This window comes from Mesorhizobium sp. W016, from assembly GCF_054719485.1.
Window position 1 is genome coordinate 192171 of sequence record NZ_JBTTIF010000002.1, and the last position, 18409, is coordinate 210579.

The 18409-nt window shown below is 63.3% G+C and carries 16 protein-coding genes, 1 tRNA gene and 1 pseudogene; 4 read left to right on the plus strand and 14 right to left on the minus strand.

The genetic code is table 11. The features are described from left to right. The first annotated feature begins 138 nt into the window (after positions 1–138). On the plus strand, positions 139–1374 hold the full coding sequence (locus tag ACYG9V_RS01265; RefSeq protein ID WP_352623581.1) for an ROK family protein: 1236 nt from the start codon (positions 139–141) through the stop codon (positions 1372–1374). A gap of 30 nt (positions 1375–1404) precedes the next feature. Here ACYG9V_RS01265 and phoB read toward each other — a convergent pair whose 3' ends face one another. The 7 genes from phoB to ACYG9V_RS01300 all read right to left on the minus strand — a co-directional run bounded on the left by phoB (position 1405) and on the right by ACYG9V_RS01300 (position 12656). Further along, complete coding sequence (phoB, locus tag ACYG9V_RS01270) at positions 1405–2094, minus strand: phosphate regulon transcriptional regulator PhoB (RefSeq protein WP_023822590.1); 690 nt, start codon at positions 2092–2094, stop codon at positions 1405–1407. A gap of 16 nt (positions 2095–2110) precedes the next feature. After that, entirely contained in the window at positions 2111–2815 is a 705-nt protein-coding gene (gene phoU, locus ACYG9V_RS01275; RefSeq protein WP_023670109.1) for a phosphate signaling complex protein PhoU, read from the minus strand. Between the two features lie 41 nt (positions 2816–2856). Then, entirely contained in the window at positions 2857–3681 is an 825-nt protein-coding gene (gene pstB, locus ACYG9V_RS01280) for a phosphate ABC transporter ATP-binding protein PstB (RefSeq protein WP_023670110.1), read from the minus strand. 17 nt (positions 3682–3698) lie between these two features. Next, positions 3699–5015, minus strand: a complete 1317-nt coding sequence (pstA, locus tag ACYG9V_RS01285; RefSeq protein WP_023683971.1) for a phosphate ABC transporter permease PstA — start codon at positions 5013–5015, stop codon at positions 3699–3701. Then, complete coding sequence (gene pstC / locus ACYG9V_RS01290) at positions 5012–6472, minus strand: phosphate ABC transporter permease subunit PstC (protein ID WP_023706293.1); 1461 nt, start codon at positions 6470–6472, stop codon at positions 5012–5014. Before pstC ends, pstA begins: the two co-directional genes overlap by 4 nt. Before the next feature lie 96 nt (positions 6473–6568). Beyond that, complete coding sequence (locus tag ACYG9V_RS01295; protein WP_023683973.1) at positions 6569–7597, minus strand: substrate-binding domain-containing protein; 1029 nt, start codon at positions 7595–7597, stop codon at positions 6569–6571. Positions 7598–8093: 496 nt separating this feature from the next. After that, entirely contained in the window at positions 8094–12656 is a 4563-nt protein-coding gene (locus ACYG9V_RS01300) for a PAS domain-containing hybrid sensor histidine kinase/response regulator (RefSeq protein WP_460221895.1), read from the minus strand. A gap of 187 nt (positions 12657–12843) precedes the next feature. Between ACYG9V_RS01300 and ACYG9V_RS01305 the strand changes: the two genes are divergently transcribed. Beyond that, a complete protein-coding gene (locus ACYG9V_RS01305) occupies positions 12844–13200 on the plus strand; it encodes a hypothetical protein (protein ID WP_023693676.1) in 357 nt (118 codons plus the stop codon). Between the two features lie 17 nt (positions 13201–13217). On the opposite strand, the pseudogene ACYG9V_RS01310 reads toward ACYG9V_RS01305, so the two are convergent. Beyond that, positions 13218–13732 (minus strand): annotated as a pseudogene (locus ACYG9V_RS01310) (DUF2865 domain-containing protein). On the opposite strand from ACYG9V_RS01310, the gene ACYG9V_RS01315 reads away from it, so the two are divergent. Then, a complete protein-coding gene (locus ACYG9V_RS01315; RefSeq protein WP_245271430.1) occupies positions 13649–13972 on the plus strand; it encodes a hypothetical protein in 324 nt (107 codons plus the stop codon). The pseudogene ACYG9V_RS01310 and the gene ACYG9V_RS01315 overlap by 84 nt on opposite strands. Before the next feature lie 440 nt (positions 13973–14412). Further along, positions 14413–14628, plus strand: coding sequence for a hypothetical protein (locus tag ACYG9V_RS01320; protein WP_023690098.1), 216 nt, complete (start codon positions 14413–14415; stop codon positions 14626–14628). Positions 14629–14762: 134 nt separating this feature from the next. Here ACYG9V_RS01320 and ACYG9V_RS01325 read toward each other — a convergent pair whose 3' ends face one another. The 6 genes from ACYG9V_RS01325 to ACYG9V_RS01350 form a co-directional block, all read right to left on the minus strand. Further along, positions 14763–15131, minus strand: coding sequence for a hypothetical protein (locus ACYG9V_RS01325; protein ID WP_023701341.1), 369 nt, complete (start codon positions 15129–15131; stop codon positions 14763–14765). A gap of 220 nt (positions 15132–15351) precedes the next feature. Further along, positions 15352–16233, minus strand: coding sequence for a glutathione S-transferase family protein (locus ACYG9V_RS01330; protein WP_352765114.1), 882 nt, complete (start codon positions 16231–16233; stop codon positions 15352–15354). Between the two features lie 25 nt (positions 16234–16258). Next, positions 16259–16840: a VOC family protein gene (locus tag ACYG9V_RS01335; RefSeq protein WP_023818427.1), complete on the minus strand. Its 582-nt coding sequence runs from the start codon at positions 16838–16840 to the stop codon at positions 16259–16261. A 593-nt stretch (positions 16841–17433) separates the two neighbouring features. After that, positions 17434–17508, minus strand: a tRNA-Glu gene (locus ACYG9V_RS01340). 92 nt (positions 17509–17600) lie between these two features. Beyond that, the gene (locus ACYG9V_RS01345) at positions 17601–18008 is read right to left on the minus strand and encodes a VOC family protein (protein ID WP_352765116.1); all 408 of its coding nucleotides are present in this window, start codon (positions 18006–18008) and stop codon (positions 17601–17603) included. 13 nt (positions 18009–18021) lie between these two features. Beyond that, on the minus strand, positions 18022–18402 hold the full coding sequence (locus tag ACYG9V_RS01350; RefSeq protein WP_023701325.1) for a hypothetical protein: 381 nt from the start codon (positions 18400–18402) through the stop codon (positions 18022–18024). Between the last annotated feature and the right edge of the window lie 7 nt (positions 18403–18409).

Consider the following 18409-nt stretch of genomic DNA (forward strand, 5'->3'; position numbering starts at 1 on the left):
ATGGATTCTGATGGCCGTGCCGAATTTTTTCGAGGTCCGCAATAAACAATGACAGGGCTGCCGGCGTCTGCCAATATTTGGCTGGTGCCGTCGAACGCCGTCACTATCATGAGGCGCGAGGAGGCCGGGAGGAAACAAATGTCGGTTGGAATCCGCCACGACGATCTGCGCCGTCGCAACCGTGCGATGGTGATTTCAGCCGTGCGCCGGGCCGGCCAGCCGTCGCGGACCGAGATTGCGGCGACCACCGGCCTCAGCCACTCGACCATATCGGCAATCTCGTCTGATCTGATTCAAGAAGGCATCCTGATTGAAGGCAAACCTGGCGAGACCGGCGCACTGAAACGCGGCCGGCCGCAGGTGGGCCTTGGTCTCAACCCGGAAGCGGCGGCGGTGATGACCGTCGTGCTGTCGCTCAATTTCCTGTCCGTCACCGTCATCGACTATGCCGGCCACGTCGTCGCCGAGGAACAGCGCCGGCTGGACACGCTGACCAAGCCGCGCGACGAGCTGATTGGCGAATGCGTAGCAATCGTCCGGCGGCGGCTTGAGGATCCCGACCTCGATGTCCAGAGCATCGCCCGCATTGCCATGGGCATCCAGGGCATCACCGATTCGCAGGCGCGCGCCATGCTGTGGTCGCCGATCACGCCACTGACCGACATTGCCTTCGCCGACATGTTGGAAGCGGAATTCGGCATTCCTGCCACCATGGAGAACGATTGCAACATGATGGCGGTGGCGCTGCAATGGCGCCAGCCCGAGCGCTACCGCGACAATTTTATCGCCATCCTCTTATCGCACGGCATCGGCATGGGCCTGGTGCTGAAAGGCGAACTGTTCACCGGCACCCATTCCTCGGGCGGCGAGTTCGGCCACATGATCCACCGTCCGGGCGGCGCGCTCTGCCGCTGCGGGCGGCGCGGCTGCGTGGAAGCCTATGCCGGAAACTACGCCATCTGGCGGAGCGCCAAAATGATGGGCGAGGATGCCGAGCCGGTCGATATCGGCGACGCTGATATGCGCGCACTCGCCGCGCGCGCCCGCGAAACCGACGGCCCGGAGCGCGAAGCCTATCGCAAGGCCGGCGAGGCGCTCGGCTTCGGCCTCGGCAGCCTGTTTGCGCTGATCGATCCGGCACCCGTCGCCATGGTAGGCGTCAGCGCCGCCGCCTTCGACTTGATCGAACCGGCATTGCGCGAAGCGATCGCCCAGACCGCCGGCGGCCAGCACTCGAAATCGATCTCCTTCGACACCGAGCCCAACGAGCTGCCGCTGATCCGCGAAGGCTGTGCCATGCGCGCGCTCGGCTTCGTCGACCAGGAGATTTTCGCGCCGGGCATTCAGGCGAAATCCGGCAAGCATGTCGCCTGAATGGCCGGCAACGGCGCGACGCGCAGCATCCTAGTCTTCCCTGATAGCGTAGCCGGCGCCGCGAATGGTACGGATGACATCCGGCATGCGGCCGTTGTTGACCGCTTTGCGTAAGCGCCCGACATGCACGTCGACGGTTCGCTCGTCTATATAGATCGTCTCGCCCCAGACATTGTCGAGCAGTTGGCTGCGCGAGAACACGCGGCCGGGATGGCGCATCATGAATTCGAGCAGCCGGAACTCGGTCGGTCCGAGCCTGATCTCGCTCTTCTTGCGGTAGACCCGGTGCGATTCTCGATCGAGCACGATGTCGCCGACCTTGAGCACGCTCGACAGCACTTCCGGCTTGGCGCGGCGCAGCAGCGCTTTCACGCGCGCCATGAACTCCGGCGTCGAGAATGGCTTGACCAGATAGTCGTCGGCACCGGTGGACAGGCCGCGCACGCGATCGCTTTCCTCACCGCGCGCGGTCAGCATGATGATCGGCAGCCGCTCGGTTTCGGGCCGCACTCTAAGCCGCCGGCAGAGCTCGATGCCGGAAACAGCCGGCACCATCCAGTCGAGCACCAGGAGATCGGGCACGTTTTCCTGCAGGCGGATCTCGGCCTCGTCGCCGCGTGTCACCACCTCGACCTGATAGCCTTCGGATTCGAGGTTGTAGCGGAGGAGCACGCCTAGTGGCTCCTCGTCCTCCACGACCATGATGCGTGGCGCGATCATAGGCAGTTCACCCTCATCAGGCCGGCGTGGCCATGGCCGTCTCGTCCTGCTTCGGACGATTGGCGGGCAATTGCTGGCCGGTCAGCACATAATACGCATTTTCGGCGATGTTGGTGACATGATCGCCGATGCGCTCAAGATTCTTGGCGCAGAACAAGAGATGCGTGCAGGCGGTGATGTTGCGAGGGTCTTCCATCATGTAGGTCAAGAGCTCACGAAACACGGACGTGTATTTGACGTCGATGCGCTCGTCGTCATTCCTGAGTTTTGCAAGCGCTGCCGCATCGGTGGCGGCATATTCCTCGACGACGCCTTGCACCTGGATCAGCACCAGTTGCGCCATGGCGTCGATGGAGTGCGAGAGGTCGCGCGGCGTGACGCTCAAGCCCACGGTGCCGACGCGTTTGGCGATGTTCTTGGCGAGGTCGCCGATGCGCTCGAGGTCGCCCGCCATGCGGATCGAGCCGACCACGGCGCGCAGATCGTTGGCCATCGGCTGGCGCTTGGCGATCAGCGTGATGGCGCGGTCGTCCAGTTCGCGCTGGCGCGCATCCATGATGGCGTCGTCGGACACGACACGCTGTGCCAGCGCATTGTCCGAATTGAGCAGCGCCCTGGTCGAGCCGCTGACCATCGAGCCTGCCAGATCGCCCATGTCGCGGATCAGCTTGCTGATCTGCCCGAGCTCTTCATCGAAGGAGGCGACGGTATGTTCACCCATGATCTTGGTCCTCGTGCCTGAAAATTCACCCGCCGGACGGCTCAGCCGAAGCGGCCGGTAATGTAGTCCTGGGTGCGCTTGTCGTCGGGGTTGGTGAACATCTTGTCGGTGGCGCCCTCCTCGACGAGATAGCCGAGATGGAACATCGCCGTGCGCTGCGACACGCGCGCCGCCTGCTGCATCGAGTGGGTGACGATGACGATCGTGTAGTTCTGGCGCAGTTCGTCGATCAGCTCCTCGACACGGGCGGTGGCGATCGGATCGAGCGCCGAGCAGGGCTCGTCCATCAGGATCACCTCCGGCGACACGGCGATGGCGCGCGCGATGCACAGGCGCTGCTGCTGGCCGCCGGACAGGCCGGTGCCGGGCTCCTGCAGGCGGTCCTTGACCTCGTTCCAGATCGCCGCCTTCTTCAGGCTCTGCTCGACGATCTGGTCCATGTCGGACTTGCGCTTGGCCAGCCCATGGATGCGCGGGCCGTAGGCGACGTTCTCGTAGATCGACTTCGGGAACGGGTTGGGTTTCTGGAACACCATGCCGACGCGGGCGCGCAGTTCGACGACATCGATGTTCTTGTCGTAGATGTCGTCTTCATCGAGCGTGATCTTGCCGGTCACCCGCGCCGAATCGATGGTGTCGTTCATGCGGTTGAGGCAGCGCAGGAAGGTCGACTTGCCGCAGCCGGACGGGCCGATCAGCGCCGTCACCTGGTTCTGACGCACGTCGAGATTGACGTCGAACAACGCCTGCTTCTCGCCGTAGAAGACGCCGACCTTGTCGCCGCGCATCTTGATGACTTCGTTCGACTTGGCGTTCATTTTGTCGCCCACTGCATTCTCAAGGGACTGTTCGGTCATGATGTTCATACCAAATTGCCTTTTTTCTACCAGCGCCGCTCGAAGCGGCGCCGGAGCACGATCGCGGTGATGTTCATGGCCATGAGGAAGACGAGCAGGATGATGATGGCGCCGGACATGCGCTCGACAAAAGCGCGCTCAGCCTCGTTTGCCCACATATAGATCTGAACCGGCAGCGCGGTCGCCGGATCGAAAGGCGTCGTCGGATAATCGGCGACGAAAGCGACCATGCCGATCAAGAGCAGCGGTGCTGTCTCGCCGAGCGCACGCGCCAGGCCGATGATGGTGCCGGTAAGGATGCCTGGGGCGGCAAGCGGCAGGATGTGATGGAACACCATCTGCATCTTGGAGGCGCCGAGACCTAGGGCCGCCGAGCGGATCGACGGCGGCACCGCGGCGAGGGCGGCGCGCGTGGCGATGATTATGGTCGGCAATGTCATCAAGGTCAGCACCAGGCCGCCGACGAAGGAAGCCGAGCGCGGCATGCCGAGGAAGTTGATGAACACGGCAAGGCCAAGCAGACCGAAGACGATCGACGGCACCGCCGCGAGATTGTTGATGTTGACTTCGATCAGGTCCGTAAAGCGGTTCTTCTTGGCGAACTCCTCCAGATAGATGGAGGCGGCGACGCCGATCGGCAGCGCCAGCAACAGCACGATCACCATCATGTAGAACGAGCCGATGATCGCCACGCCCATGCCCGACGTTTCGGGCCGGCTGGAGGCGCCATAGGTGAACAGGCCGGTGTTGAAATGCTCGGCCATCACGCCGTCGGCTTTAAGCTTGTTCATCCAGTCGATCTGCTGGTTGGACACCTTGCGGCGCGCTTCATCGACGCCGAGGTCGATCTGGCCCTTGAAGGCCGAGTCGAGGTTCGCGGCAGCCAGGATGTCGACGTCACGCGTCCTGCCGATCACCGACGGATCGGCGGAGACGATGTCGCGCAGCTGGACGCGGGCGCCTTCCGACAGGAAGCCCTTGAGCTTCAGCATCATCGGCTTGTTGGCCGGATCGATGCCGAGCTTGGCCACCAGCGCGTTTTCGGCGAGCTTGGGATAGTTCGCCTTGATCAGCACGGTAGGGTCGGTCGCGCGCTTGCCGGAGGGATCGATCACCTTCTCGTCGAAGGTGACCGGCAGCGTCACCGTCGTCTGCCAGAAGGCGGTGTAGCCTTTCGAGACGATGGTGATCAGCATGATGGCCAGGAACGCCAGGCCCACCGAGATCGCAATCACGCCATAGATGCGGAACCGGCGTTCGGCGGCATAGCGCGCCTTCAGCCCGATGTCGCGGCGCGGTCGCGCGACGGCGCCCGCCATCGTGTCCAGGGGGATGTCGGTCATTCGTACTGCTCCCGGTACTTGCGCACGATGTAGAGGGCGACGATGTTCATCACCAGCGTCAGCGCGAACAGCGTCAGGCCGAGCGCGAAGGCGACCAGCGTCTGCGGCGAGTTGAACTCGAGGTCGCCGGTCAGCTGGTTGACGATCTTGACGGTGATGGTCGTCATCGCCTCGAACGGATTGGCCGTCAGATTGGCGGCGACGCCCGCCGCCAGCACGACGATCATCGTCTCGCCGATGGCGCGCGACGCCGTCAACAGGATGGCGCCGACGATGCCGGGCAGTGCCGCCGGCAGGATCACCCGCTTGATCGTCTCGGAGCGGGTGGCGCCGAGGCCGAGCGAGCCGTCACGCATTGCGCGCGGCACCGCGGTGATGATGTCGTCGGACAAAGAGGACACGACCGGGATCAGCATGACGCCCATCACCAGACCGGCGGTGAAGATGCTCTGGCCCTGGATGAAGGGCGAGCCGCCGGTGAGTGCCGCCGACAGGTCGCGCAAGAACGGTCCGAGGGTGACAACGGCGAAGATGCCGTAGACGATGGTCGGAATGCCGGCCAGCAGTTCCAACGCCGGCTTGACCACCGAGCGCACACCGCGCGAGGCATATTCGGACATGTAGACCGCCGACATCAGCCCGACCGGCACTGCGACCAGAAGCGCGACGGCGGCGATGTAGAGCGTGCCGGCGAGTAGCGGGATCAGGCCGAACTGACCCTGGCTGCCGCCGGAACCGGCGGCGGCGAAACGCGGATCCCACACCGTGCCGAAGAAGAAGCTCATCGGCGATACGCTCTCGAAGAAGGTGATCGTCTGGAACAGCATCGACAGCACGATGCCGACCGTGGTCAGGATGGCGATGGTCGAGGCCGCAAGCAGCCCCCACAGCATCAGCTTCTCGACATTGTTGCGCGCCCTGGCGCGCGGCGCGATCTGCCTCAGCGCATAGAAGGCGCCGGCGACCGACAGCGCGAAGGTCAGCACGGCGCCGAACAGGCCGAGCCGGTCCTGGACCTGGTTCGCCTCGACCGCGATCGGGATCATATAGTCCTGTGTGTCGCTGGCCAGTGCCACGCCCTTGGCGGCGAGCAGCGGCTGCAATTCGGCGAAAGTAGCGGGAAGTGCGGTATCGCCATCGAGCCGGCGCAGGCCCTTGGCCAGGCTCTTCACCAGGCTGGCGTCGAGCGCTTCGCTGGCCACCTTTGTGTCGGCGGTGCGCTCGGGCAAAGCGGCATGGATGTGCCGGTCGAGATAGAAGGAAGAGCCGATATCCCAGACGGCGAGCAGCAGGACGGCAGGCAGGACCGCGAGCAGAAAGGCCCACCAGCCATGATAATGCGCGCGCGAATGCGGCTTGACCTTGCCGGTATCCTGCGCCGCTGCGCGCTGGCGGCCGATCACAAAAGCGACCACGCCTATGGCGATGACTATGGCGAGTACGAGCAAGGACGACATCACCCACCCCAGGGAAAATTCAGATCGCCGCCACCGTTGCGGCAAGCGGCGAAATCAGGGCGCGGATTTGGTCCGCGCCCTGATCCGGTCGGTTGATTACATCGTCTTTCCGGCGGCGAAGGCGTCGCGCTGGCCCTGACGTTCGGCGTCGGGAGCGGAAACCAGGCCGTACTGGGCGAGCGGGCTTTCCGGGCCGATCATCTGGTCATCAAGGAAGAACTCGACATATTCCTTGAGGCCGGGAACGACGCCCAGATGCGCCTTCTTGACGTAGAAGAACAACGGCCGCGACACGGGGTACGTGCCATCGGCGATGGTCTGCGTCGAAGGCACGATGCCTTCCACGGTAGCGACCTTCAGCTTGTCGGCATTGTTCTCGTAGAAGGCGAGGCCGAACACGCCAACGCCGGTCTTGTTGGAGTCGATGCGGGCCAGCGTCTCGGTGTAGTCGCCATCGATGTCGACAGCCTTGCCGTCCTTGCGGATGGCGATGCAGGTCTTGCCGATTTCCTTGTCGTCGGCGATGCCGGCAGCCTTCAAAGCGGCCTTGTCGCAGCCGGCGTCGAGCAGCTTGGTCTCGAACACTTCACGGGTGCCGTGCTTCTCACCCGGGATATAGGCGGCGATATCCCAGTCGGGCAGCTTCGGATTGACCTGGTTCCACTTGGTGTTCGGGTTGTCGACCAGCTTGCCGTCGACCACCAGCTTGGCGGCGAGCGCCTTGTAGATGTCGGCGGGAACCAGCGCCCAGTCCGGACCCTTGATGTCGGTGGCAAAGACGATGCCGTCATAGCCGATGCGGACTTCCTGGACGTCCTTGACGCCGGCGTCGGCGCAGGACTTCAGCTCGTCCTTCTTGATCGGGCGCGAGGAGTTGGCGATATCGATCGTGTCTTCGCCGACGCCCTTGCAGAACTCCTTGATGCCGGCGCCGCTGCCGCCGGACTCGACCACCGGGGTCTTGAAGTTGGTGAAGGTTTCGCCGAACTGCTCGGCGACGATCTTGGCGTAAGGCAGCACGGTCGACGAACCGGCGACCTGGATCTGGTCACGCGCAGCGGCGACACCGGACGATGCGGCGAACGCTACCGCCACGGCCAATGCCGTAACGAGGAATTTCTTCATGTGGCCTGCTCCTGTTCGGAAGATGGTCTCTTGGCGCCCTCTTCAAACCGGCGCCCGCTGAGGCCAATAGCCTTCGATTATTACAGTCGCATGACAGTTTCGTGTCAGCCCGGTAACGTCGCACAGACGTCTTGTGGGCCGCACCCTTTAAGCCGGTTTGTGGGAATGGAAGTTGCCGCTGGAATCAGACGCTTGCGCAATTCGTGCTGGCATCAAGTCCCGGCACACCGCAGGCCGCGATGCCGAGAAAGAAAAACCGGACGGGAGCGCGTTGCCCGTGACCAGAGCGAATCTTGGCCGAGCCATCGCCAAAAACAGGTCCGTTGGGGTAGATTCGACGCTGTTTCTTGTCGGCGGTCGCTTGCTCCCGCCCGTAACTGAATGAGCGGTTTCGTTGCGACCATTGTCCTGACTGGGCGCCAGCTTTGATATGGTGCGATCGCACCATATCCTTGGCTGTTGCGGCGCGGCCGAATCCCGGCGGCGCCGCAGGTTGCTATCCAGCGTCTCGTTGGGCTTCGCCTGATATGCCGACCCAGCGCTCGACCTTTTCGAGCAGCGCCCTGGGGCTGATCGGCTTGGGCAGATAGTCGTCCATGCCGGCTTCCAGGCAGCGCTCACGGTCGCCCTTCAAGGCATGCGCGGTGACGCCGACGATCGGGATATGCATACCCGTATGTTCTTCCAGCCGGCGAATTGCGGCGGTGGCCTCGAGCCCGTTCATCTCCGGCATCGAGACGTCCATCAGGATCATGCGCGGATTAAGCCGGCCGAAGGCGTCGAGCGCCTTGCGGCCGTTGCCGACGATTTCGAAACTGTAGCCGGTTTCGCCGATTATCTGGGTGAACACCATCTGGTTCACCTCATTGTCCTCGGCAACGAGAATGTCGAGCCGGCGTTCATCCCCGGCGGCCCGGGCGCGGGCACGAACCGGCGGCGGTTGCAGCAAGGCGCGTTCCGATGCAGCGAGCGGCGGCTTTGCCGGCGACGGTTCGTTCCTGCCGCCGCCGGAACCGCTGCTTGCCGCCGGCAGCACACGGCCGTCCGTGATATTGTGATGGTGCCGCTGGATGGTGGCGACCAGCGTTTCCAGAAGCACCGAGGAACGCGCCGGCTTGATCAGCTGGGCGTCGATGCCGAGATCGCGATAGCTGGTGTTGGCGAGCGACTGGTCGACCGAGGTCAGCATGATGATCGGCGTGTCGGCCAGCCCTGCGGTGTTGCGCACGACGCGCGCCATCTCGGCGCCGCTCATCCCCGGCATCTGATAATCGAGCACGACGCAATCGACCGGCACGCCGTAGGCTGCCGCGGCGACCAGCACCTTGAGCCCTTCGGGTCCGCTTTCGGCGGCGCAGGAATCGAAGGTCCATGACGCCATCTGCTCGCTCAGGATCGATCGGTTGACGGCATTGTCGTCGACGATCAGCACCCGTGAGCCGGTCACGTCGACCGGCATGATCCGCCGTCCGGTCTGTTCCTCGGCCCTGGGCAATGTCACGGTGAACCAGAAGGTCGAGCCCTTGCCTTCGGCGCTCTCGACACCGATCTCGCCGCCCATCAACTCGACCAGCCGCGAGGTGATGGCGAGCCCGAGCCCTGTGCCTTCGTGGCGTCTGGTCGACGAGGTGTCGGCCTGACTGAATTTTTCGAAGACGAGCTTCAGTTTCTGCTGCGGAATGCCGATGCCGGTGTCGGTGACCGAAACGGTAAGCTTTGTCCCCGTCGGCCCCCTTTGTCCGGTCACGTCGACCAGCACGTGGCCTTCGTCGGTAAACTTCACCGCGTTGCCGACCAGATTGGTGACGATCTGCCTCATGCGACCGACATCGCCGACGAACAGGCTTTCCAGGCCCGGCTCGACGCGCACGATGAGCTCGAGGTCCTTCTCCTTGGCGCGCGTCGATATCAGCGTCGCCACATCCTCGATTGCTTCGGGCAGGTTGAAGGGCGCAGGGTCGAGCACCAGCTGTCCGGCATCGATCTTGGAGAAGTCCAGTATGTCGTTGATGATGGTCAAGAGCGCGTTACCCGACTTGACGATGATATCGGTGAACGTCTTCTGCTTGGGATCGAGGTCGGATTTGGCCAGCAACTCGGCCATGCCGAGTACGCCGTTCATCGGCGTGCGGATCTCGTGGCTCATATTGGCCAGGAATTCCGACTTGGCGCGGTCGGCCAGCACGGCGCGCTGGCGCGCCTCGCGCAGTTCGGCCTCGCGCAGCTTCAGTTCGGTGATGTCGGTGGTCGACCCAATCAGATAGAGCGAACCGTCGGACGCGATCATCGCGCCCTTGCGGGCGAACTGGTGGCGCACGCTGCCGTCGGCAAGCGTCACCGTTTCCTCGATCTCCTGTGTATCGCCTGTGCGCAGCACGGCGAGATCGCTGTTGACGAAGGCTTCGCCGTCTTCGCCGAAAATCTCGATGTCCGTCTTGCCGATCGCGTCTTCCCTGCGGAGGCCGGTGAGGTCGCACCAGCCCTTGTTGACGTAGAACTGCCTGAGGTCGGAGCGCTTGGCGTAGATCGACACCGGCACGTTGTCGATGAGATTGCGGAACACCTCGTTCTCGCGCATGCTCTCTTCCAGCGCCTGCTCGCGCGCCTTGACGTCGGTGATGTCGGTGCTGGAGCCGACAAGGTGCACCGACCCATCGAGCGCCACCAGCCGGCTCTTGCGCGTCATCAATTGCCGCACCGTGCCGTCGCGATGGGTAACGGGCTCCTCGATCTCGCGGCCGCGGCCGGTGACGACGACCTCGGTGTCGTCATGGGTGTAGGTTTCGGCGTCGTCGATGCCGAAAAGCTGGAGATCGGTCCGGCCGATGACTTCCTCCTTGGGGATGCCGGTCAGCGCGCACCAGGCCTTGTTGACGAATTCCATGCTCAGATCCTGCGCCTTGATGAAGGCGGCGACCGGCAGTTCGTCCATGACGTGGCGGAACAGGTCGATCTGGCGCATGCTTTCCTGCAGCGCCTTTTCGCGGCTCTTGATCTCCGAGATGTCGACGCGCACGCCGATGAAGGTGCCGTCCTCGGTGCGCATATCGTAGACCTGATACCAGCGGCCGTCCGCATTGAGGCGCTCATAGGACGAGTTGGGCAGGCGATAGCGGGCGAGGATGGCATTGAGCCAGACATCGGGGTCGCCTTCATAGAGCCTATCGATTTCTCGATCGCCGCTCGATCGGAAATAGCCGACCGAATGTCCGAGTTCCAGGGCCTCGCGGAAGCTGCGGCCGGGCTGCCATGCCGGTTTCAGCTCCGGCAGCGTGTCCTGCAGCTTGCGGTTTGCAAAGACGAACTTGTCGTCGCGGTCATAGATGATGACGGCCGCCGGCAGCGACTCCAGCACCGTGGTGAGGTTCTTGCGGGCGTCCTCGGCTTCGGTCTCGCGGCGCTTCATGTCGGAGATGTCGAACAGGAAACCGGCGACATAGTTGCGGCCGCTGGGCATGCCGACGCGGTTCTTGCGCACGATGCGCGAGCGGCTGGCGCCCTCGGCGTCGAAAGTCTCCTCGACCTCGTAGGGCGTGCCGGTCGCCAGCACGGCGCGTTCGCTGTCTTCGAATTGCGCGGCGTCCTTTTGCTTGAGGAAGTCGCCGCCGGGCCTGCCCAGCATCGCTTGCGGGCTCTGTCCGAACAGTGCCGAAAACGCCTCATTGACGAAGACGAAACGCAGATTGTCGTCCTTGACGAAGATCGGGTCCTTGACGCCGTTGATCACCGCCTCGGCCAGCCGCGATTTCTCCAGCGCTTGGGCGAGTTCAGCCTCGCGATCCTTCATGTTGGTGACGTCGACATAGGAGATCAGCCTTTTGCCGCCGGCGAGCGGCGCCAGCGAGGCAATCAGCGTACGGCCGTCATTGCGTGGCAGTTGCCTGGAGCCCACCAGGCCGGCCGAGATTTCTGCTTCGCGCTCGGCGATGTGGCCCTGCCATTCGGCATCGTCAGCACCGTAAGGGTCCATATCGCGGCTGGCCTGCATCAGTTCGCGGAAGCCGCAGCCGATGCCGGCGCGTCGGGGATCGATTTCCCAGAAATCATAGAAGGCGCGGTTGATCACCTCCGCGCGCATCTCCGCATCGAGGACGAGCACGCCGATCGGCATCTGGTCGACCATCGTGCGAAGATTGGCGAAGGTCTCCGTAATTTTGGCGTTGGCACTCTCGATCTCGGCGTCGCGACGCTTGAGCTCGGAGACGTCGTAGTAGGTCAACAGCCGCTTGCCGCCGGACAACGCCGTCACCGAGAACATCATCGTCCTGCCATTGGCATGGAGAAATTCGCGTGGCGCAACCGAGCCGGCGCTGATCTCCTCGATGCGGGTGGCTAGGTAATGCTGCCACTGCTGTTCATCGAGATCGCCGTAGATGCCGTTGCGGCGGTTGAGTTCCATCAACAGGCTGAACGGCGCGCCGACAGTGACGGCGCCATCGGGAATCCTGGAGAGCTCGCGATAGGCCTTGTTGACGATGAGTGTGCCGAGCTTTTCGTCAAGCAGCACGACGCCCATATGCATGGCATCCATCGTCCGCTCGAGATCGGCGAGGTGCTGCGTGGCCTCGCCGGCCGGCGGATCGCTCTCCTCCTCCCGCAGTTCGTCCAGCGCACCGGCCAGTGCCGTGACGTTGCGGCCGATGCCGCGATAGCCGATGAATTCGCCTTCGCCGTCGAACCGCGGGGAACCGGTGATCGAAACCCAGCGGCAGCCGGGACGGCCGCCCTTCAACTCATAAACAAAGTCGCGAAACGGCCGATGCGCCTGCAGATCCTCCAGATGCGCGGCGGCGTGTCGATTGCCGTGCACCATCTGCTTGAGGAAATCGAAGCGGAAACGGCCAAGAATGCTGGCCGGATCGATGCCGGTGGCGGCCTGGTAGTTCTCCGAAAGCCAGGAAAAGCGCAGCTCGGCGTCGGTCTCCCAGACCCAGTCGGCGCCGGCCCCGACCAGTTCGCGCAGCGCTTCGGGCGAAACCCCGACGGACGTATCCTGGCCGTTCACCACCCCTTTTCGGGAACCGCGTCCGCCGCGTGTTCCAACAGTCCCGTCAGCCATCCCGTTCCCACCCCGAAAGCCAAGGCCGAACCCCCTCAGCGGTTCGCCGGCGGAATGTGCCCGAGAAGCATTAATGATCCGCTAACCATAACCATCCAGACTGCGGCCAGAGCCACATTGCCCTGCGGTATTCCGCCGGTTGTCGGCGGAACCCCGGCCGGGCTATAAGTCGGCGGGGGTGTTGCTGATGACCGGTTGGATCGTGCCTTGTTTCCTGTGCCTGGCGCTGCTTGCGGGCAGCGGCTGCGCACGCAGCTATGACGGCACGGTGGTGATCCCGAAGCCGCTCGATATCAGGCGGGTCTGGGATCGCGATCCGTCGCAGACTGAGGCCAGCCGGATGCAGGCGGCAGCCGGTGTGTTTCCGACGCCGCCGCCGCAGGAGCCCTACCGGCCCGCGGCACGCAGGCACACCACACAAATAGCTGCGCCAAGGCGGCACGTCAGGTCCAGCCCTCCCAGCATGGCTTCCGAACCGGCCAATCCGCTCACCTGCAAGAATGTCAGCGAACCCGGCAAACGGTACAGGATGGTTTGCGAATAGCTGGTACTAGGCGCAGGTTACTCCGCCGGGAAGAAAGCCGGCCCGACCACCCTGACCGGCCGCGAGCCGGCCAATGGCTCGGCCGACTGTCGCTGGGCGGCGCCCCTGGCCTCTGCAGCGTCTGCGCCAGGCTGGGGAAGTTGCGCCACGGTGCCAAGATCCGGCTTCGCTGACGGCAAAGGAATGATCGCGTTGGCCATATTGGCTGGCGTCACCGTGCGCGCTCTCAGCTCGGCAACGCGCTGGTGATAGCGCTTGAGGTCGCAGGCCCTGAAGTTCGCATCATCGCGATATTTGAAGGCCGTCGGCAGGTCCTTGTAGGATGTGCGCGTATCGAGCGCGACCATCTCTTCGGTTTCAAGGCTTGGGTCACTGAGCATGTACAGGTCGACGCCGGCATCGTCGCAGAGTAGCGGCACTGATCGACCATCTCCTTGACATCGCCGCCTTGCACGAACTGCGATTTCGGCGCCGGGAAGAAATAGCCGTCGGAGAGACGAACGCAAAACAGCATCGAATTGCTGCCGATCATGGCACCAGCCGGACGCTGTCTTTGTTGCCCGGCGGCGGGCCTGCAGCCGAGCGCGACGAGCCTGGCCTGCAGTCCGGACGCATCCCGGCGCGAAATCGCGGCGTCGGCGATCTGGCGTTGCACCTGTGTGCGGCTTTTGGCGAGGTCGGCGCAAGCATTGAAGAAGCCCCCCACCGCACTTTGCGCCGTGCACCGGCGTTGCCTCTCCAGCCCCTGGATCGCCGCAAGCTGGCGACGTAGCTGCGCAAGCTCGGAGCTGATCCCGCCGCTGCGGCCGGACGGTGCCAGCTGGCTCCTGAGCGCGGCGCATGGATCGGCAAGGGAAGCCGAAATGCCGAGGACGCTTGCCGACACCAGTGCAAAGGTCACGACAAGCCACAAACGCATCATCGGCGACACCTGGTCCTTGTACCCCTGTGGAGCCGATCGCCGCTCCAGCCGATTGAGCCTCAATGCGTGAGGCAAGTCTAATTGAAGAGACGCCAACAACCGCCAGGTATTTTATGCCGAGTGTATTATGCCGGTCCTGTAAATTCGCTATTACACTTTTGTTTCAAGATTGAGACGTAGCCAGGCTTGGGCGAGCCCAGGCCGCCGCAATCATCGATCCCGCGTTGTCGGCCCTTGCGGATGAAACCTTTCTCCGGTGTCTCGCGTTGTGTCGGGCAAAGGAGACGAAGATGTCTATTCACTTCACTGTCTCTGGCCTGACCAGGAACCTGTTCCACTCGCTGGGGCTGGACCATGAGCGGGCGCCGAGAGCGCTCGATCCCGAACAGAGCCTGTTGCTGGAATGCTATCTGGCCGGACAGATTCCGGAATCCGCCTGGGCCGACTACGTCTTCGAGACGCCGGAACTGCAGCGGCATGTCGATATCAGACGCCCGCACAACTGATCAGAGCAACTTCAGGAAAAGTGTGAGTCGTTTTTCCGGGAAAAGCGCGTAGCGCTTTCCCCTGGGAATCGCCTCAAGACAACAAGGGAGCGGGTCGCCGTTTCGGCGAAACGGTGAAACGCTCGCCCGCTCGCCTACTGCTTGGGCGAAGCGAATTGCACGGTGAAGACATTGCCCGCGACGCCTTGCGCCAGCGTCGGCGAGAAGCTCAACGGCAGGCACTTTTGCAGGGCAGTGGTTGCGGCGTCGACGAACGACTTCCTGGTATCCGCATCGCCATCGACCTTGATCGCCGTCGGCCGCGGCGGACCGATCAGCGTGCCGTCGCGCTTGAAGCTGAAGCTCAAGGTGACGCTGGCATTTCCAGCACCCGCCGGCGGCGTCCAGCACGCCTGGATGGCATCGCCGACCTCCGCCATCGTGTCGAGCGGCGCGGCATTGCACGGATAGCCTCCGACCAACACAACACCGGCAATCGCAAACACTCTCGCTACGCCCTTCATCGCAAAGCTCCTTGTGTGTCGTCCGCCGACCATGATGGTAGGGTCGAAGCAGACTGTGGCAATATGCCTGATGTCAGACTTTACGGCATGAGACGGGCCTGATGGCGCATCGGCGAAAAGCAAAAGGCCGGCATTGCGCCGACCTTTCCCTTCACCCTTGCGCCAGTACATCCGTGGTCGCGCGGTGCCTTCAATAGACAGCGTTCTGGTTAACGAATCCTTAGCGTTGCGCGCTGGCCTGCGACTTCACATAGGCGATGTAGCCGCGCACGTCGCCGGCCGGCTCGGCATAGGCCTGGCCGAGTTTCTTCTCCATCGTCGTGACATACTCCTTGGCCCATTTTGGCAGCGCATAGTCGATGACGGCCAGGAACTCCAGCGTCGATGCCAGGCGTATGTCGGCGATCGACGGGTGCTTGCCGCCGATGAACGGCTTGCCGTCCCTGAAGAAGGAGTGAAACACCTCCAGCGGCTCGGCAATGGCGGCCATGGCGGCCTTCTGCGCCTCGGACTTCTTCTCCGGATGAGCGTCGCTATGGCCGACCTCGCCGGCGTAATGCGGAAAACCCAGCGCCGGATAGGTGGCGCGCGCCACATACGGGTAGAGCGTGCCGATCAGGTAGAACATGGCGCTGTCGACCATCGCCCGCTTGGCCGGCGCCTTGGGATAGAATTTCTCCAGTCCGTGCTTGTTGGCGAGATACTGCATGATGGCACAGCTCTCCCAGAGCACGCCGCGCGGCAGCCCCTTGTCCTCGATCATCGGCGTCAGATGCGCCGGATTGCGCGCCATATATTCGGGCGAGCGCGTGTGGCCCCAAGCGTCGGTCTCGGCGGCGTCGAACCCAGCCGCACGGGCAAACACCCGGACGGTCATGTTGTTGACGCTCGGCTTCAGCATCGAGAGCTTCAGCGCCGGTTTTTTCGCCGCCTTGGCCTTCGGCCCCGACATCTTAGTAGCCGGCTTTGTCGCGGCTTTCGCGGCCGGCTTTGCGGCTGCCTTCGGCGCGGCCTTTACGGCCATTTTTGCCGCCGGCTTCGCTGCCGCTTTTGCTGCTGGCTTGGCCGCTGGTTTGCCAGCGCTCTTAACTGTCTTTGCCATTATGGTCCTCCCCCTTTGCTGGCCGTCAGTATGGATTCTTCGGCGTCCGGTCGTCCGACAAGGTCGCGCGCGACCACTCGACCAGCGTCTGGATCGCGTCGGCAAGGTGCACTTCGGCGATGTTGTAGTCGCCGCGCGCAACGCGCAGCTTGTGCGCCTGCATCAGCACATCGGCGTGGGTGAAGCCGGCCGGCGGCTCAAAGCGATAGGACGCCAGCTCGATCAACAGGCCGAGCGGATCCTCGAAATAGATCGAATCCATGAAGCCGCGATCCTTGACGCCGCTGTGCTTGATGGCGCGTTCGTCGAGCCGGGCGACCGCCTGCAGGAAAGTGACGCGCGACACCGAGAACGCAATATGATGGACGCAGCCCGGTTCGGTGGGCGTGCGCCGCTTGACCGGCGTGCGGCTCTCGTCGGTGAAGACGGTGATCAACCTGCCGTCGCCGGGATCGAAATAGAGATGGCTTTCGCTTGGCTTGTCGAGATTGGGTTGCTCGAAAATGAACGGCATGCCGAGCACGCCCTCCCAGAAATCGATCGAGGTCTGGCGGCCGGCGCCGACGAGGGTGATGTGATGGACGCCCTGCGACTGCAGTTTCTGCATCGGTCTCCTCCTCGCCGACCCTCGCCTATGTTCCCCGGCGTCTTGCGCGCCGCAACGAGCCCTTTGGCAAGGCTTCGTACATGATGCTAGTGCAATTGGCAGCGCCGCGCCAGAAGCTCGCGGAGACTGCCGGCGCTGGATGGTGAAAGGGGCTTGAGTTGCATGACCTGAGGCTATGCAACAGCTCTGAGCTCGACCTCCGCCAAGGTACCCAGGCCCGCGCATTCGGCGCATGCCATGGTCTGCCCGGGACAGCCGGCCCGATGCGTGCCTTGCGGGCAGCAATGCCCTTTCGACTCGCGCCATTTCAAGCAATCGAAAACCTGCCCGCTGCCGTGACAGCACGGGCATATCATTTTTGCCGAATTCATGCCTGCTATGCCCAACCAAATCCGCGTTGCCGCAGATGCTATCCCCGCACCGCAAGTAGCAGAGATCGCTACGCTTTCAAGCGTCGCGGTCTGACTTAAATTGGGTATATCTGTGACGCGGACCTGCCGAATTTCGCTGATGCCGCCGACCCTCGCGGTCACACGCGATCCGCGCGGCTGCTGCCCGAAATTTTCGATGATGCGGAAAGGAAAGCCGTTGCTTGGTACGCCCAAGGGGAATCGAACCCCTGTTCCCGCCGTGAGAGGGCGGTGTCCTGACCGCTAGACGATGGGCGCGTTCAAGAACCGGCGATATAGGCTGACGGTTTGGAAAAAGCAACTGGGCTTCGAACGGCCGGGCCGCTTCTGTGCAATCTCGGTTTGCGGACTTAGCGTTTCGGCTCGATCAGGTCCCACAGATTGCCGTAGAGATCGGCGAAAACCGCCACGGTGCCGTAAGGCTCATGGCGTGGCGTTTCGTGGAACTCGACGCCGTTTTCCAGCATCGTCGCATGGTCCCTGGCAAAATCATCGGTTTCGAGAAACAAAACCACGCGGCCGCCGGTCTGGTCGCCGACGCGGCTTTTCTGCACATCGTCCAACGCTTCCGCCAGAAGCAGCCGCGGGCCTTGCCCGGCCGAGGGCGTCACCGTCACCCAGCGCTTGCCGTCACCGAGATCGATGTCGTCGCAGAGCGCAAAGCCAAGCTTGCCGACATACCAGGCGATCGCCTCGTCATAATCGGCGACGACGAGCGTAACGGTTGCTATGCGGCGATGGTCGGCAAACCCGGTCATTGTTTCGGCCCGCTCATTTGTTGCGGATGGCGAAGCGGCCGATGATACGGCGCTCGGCGATGTCGTAGACGAAGATGGTGCGGCTGCCGTCGCTGATCTCGGCGTCGATCGAAATGCGATTGCCCGACAGAGCCTGGCTGATCACCTTGGCTCCGACCGGGAGCACTATGTCGGCCGCGAGCGGCTCGCCGGGCGGAACTGGAATGTCGTTGGCGAGCGGCGGGTTCGCGGGCGGCGCTTTGCGCGATTTGTAGACAATGGCCGCGATCACCACCATAAGGGCCAGCAAAAGCAGGCCGAGATTGATGGCCATGAAACGGATGAGCCTGCCGCGCACCTTTTCGATCTCGGGATCGAGCGGCTTTTCTTCTTCATCGGCAACGGGCCGGGCCATGGCAGAA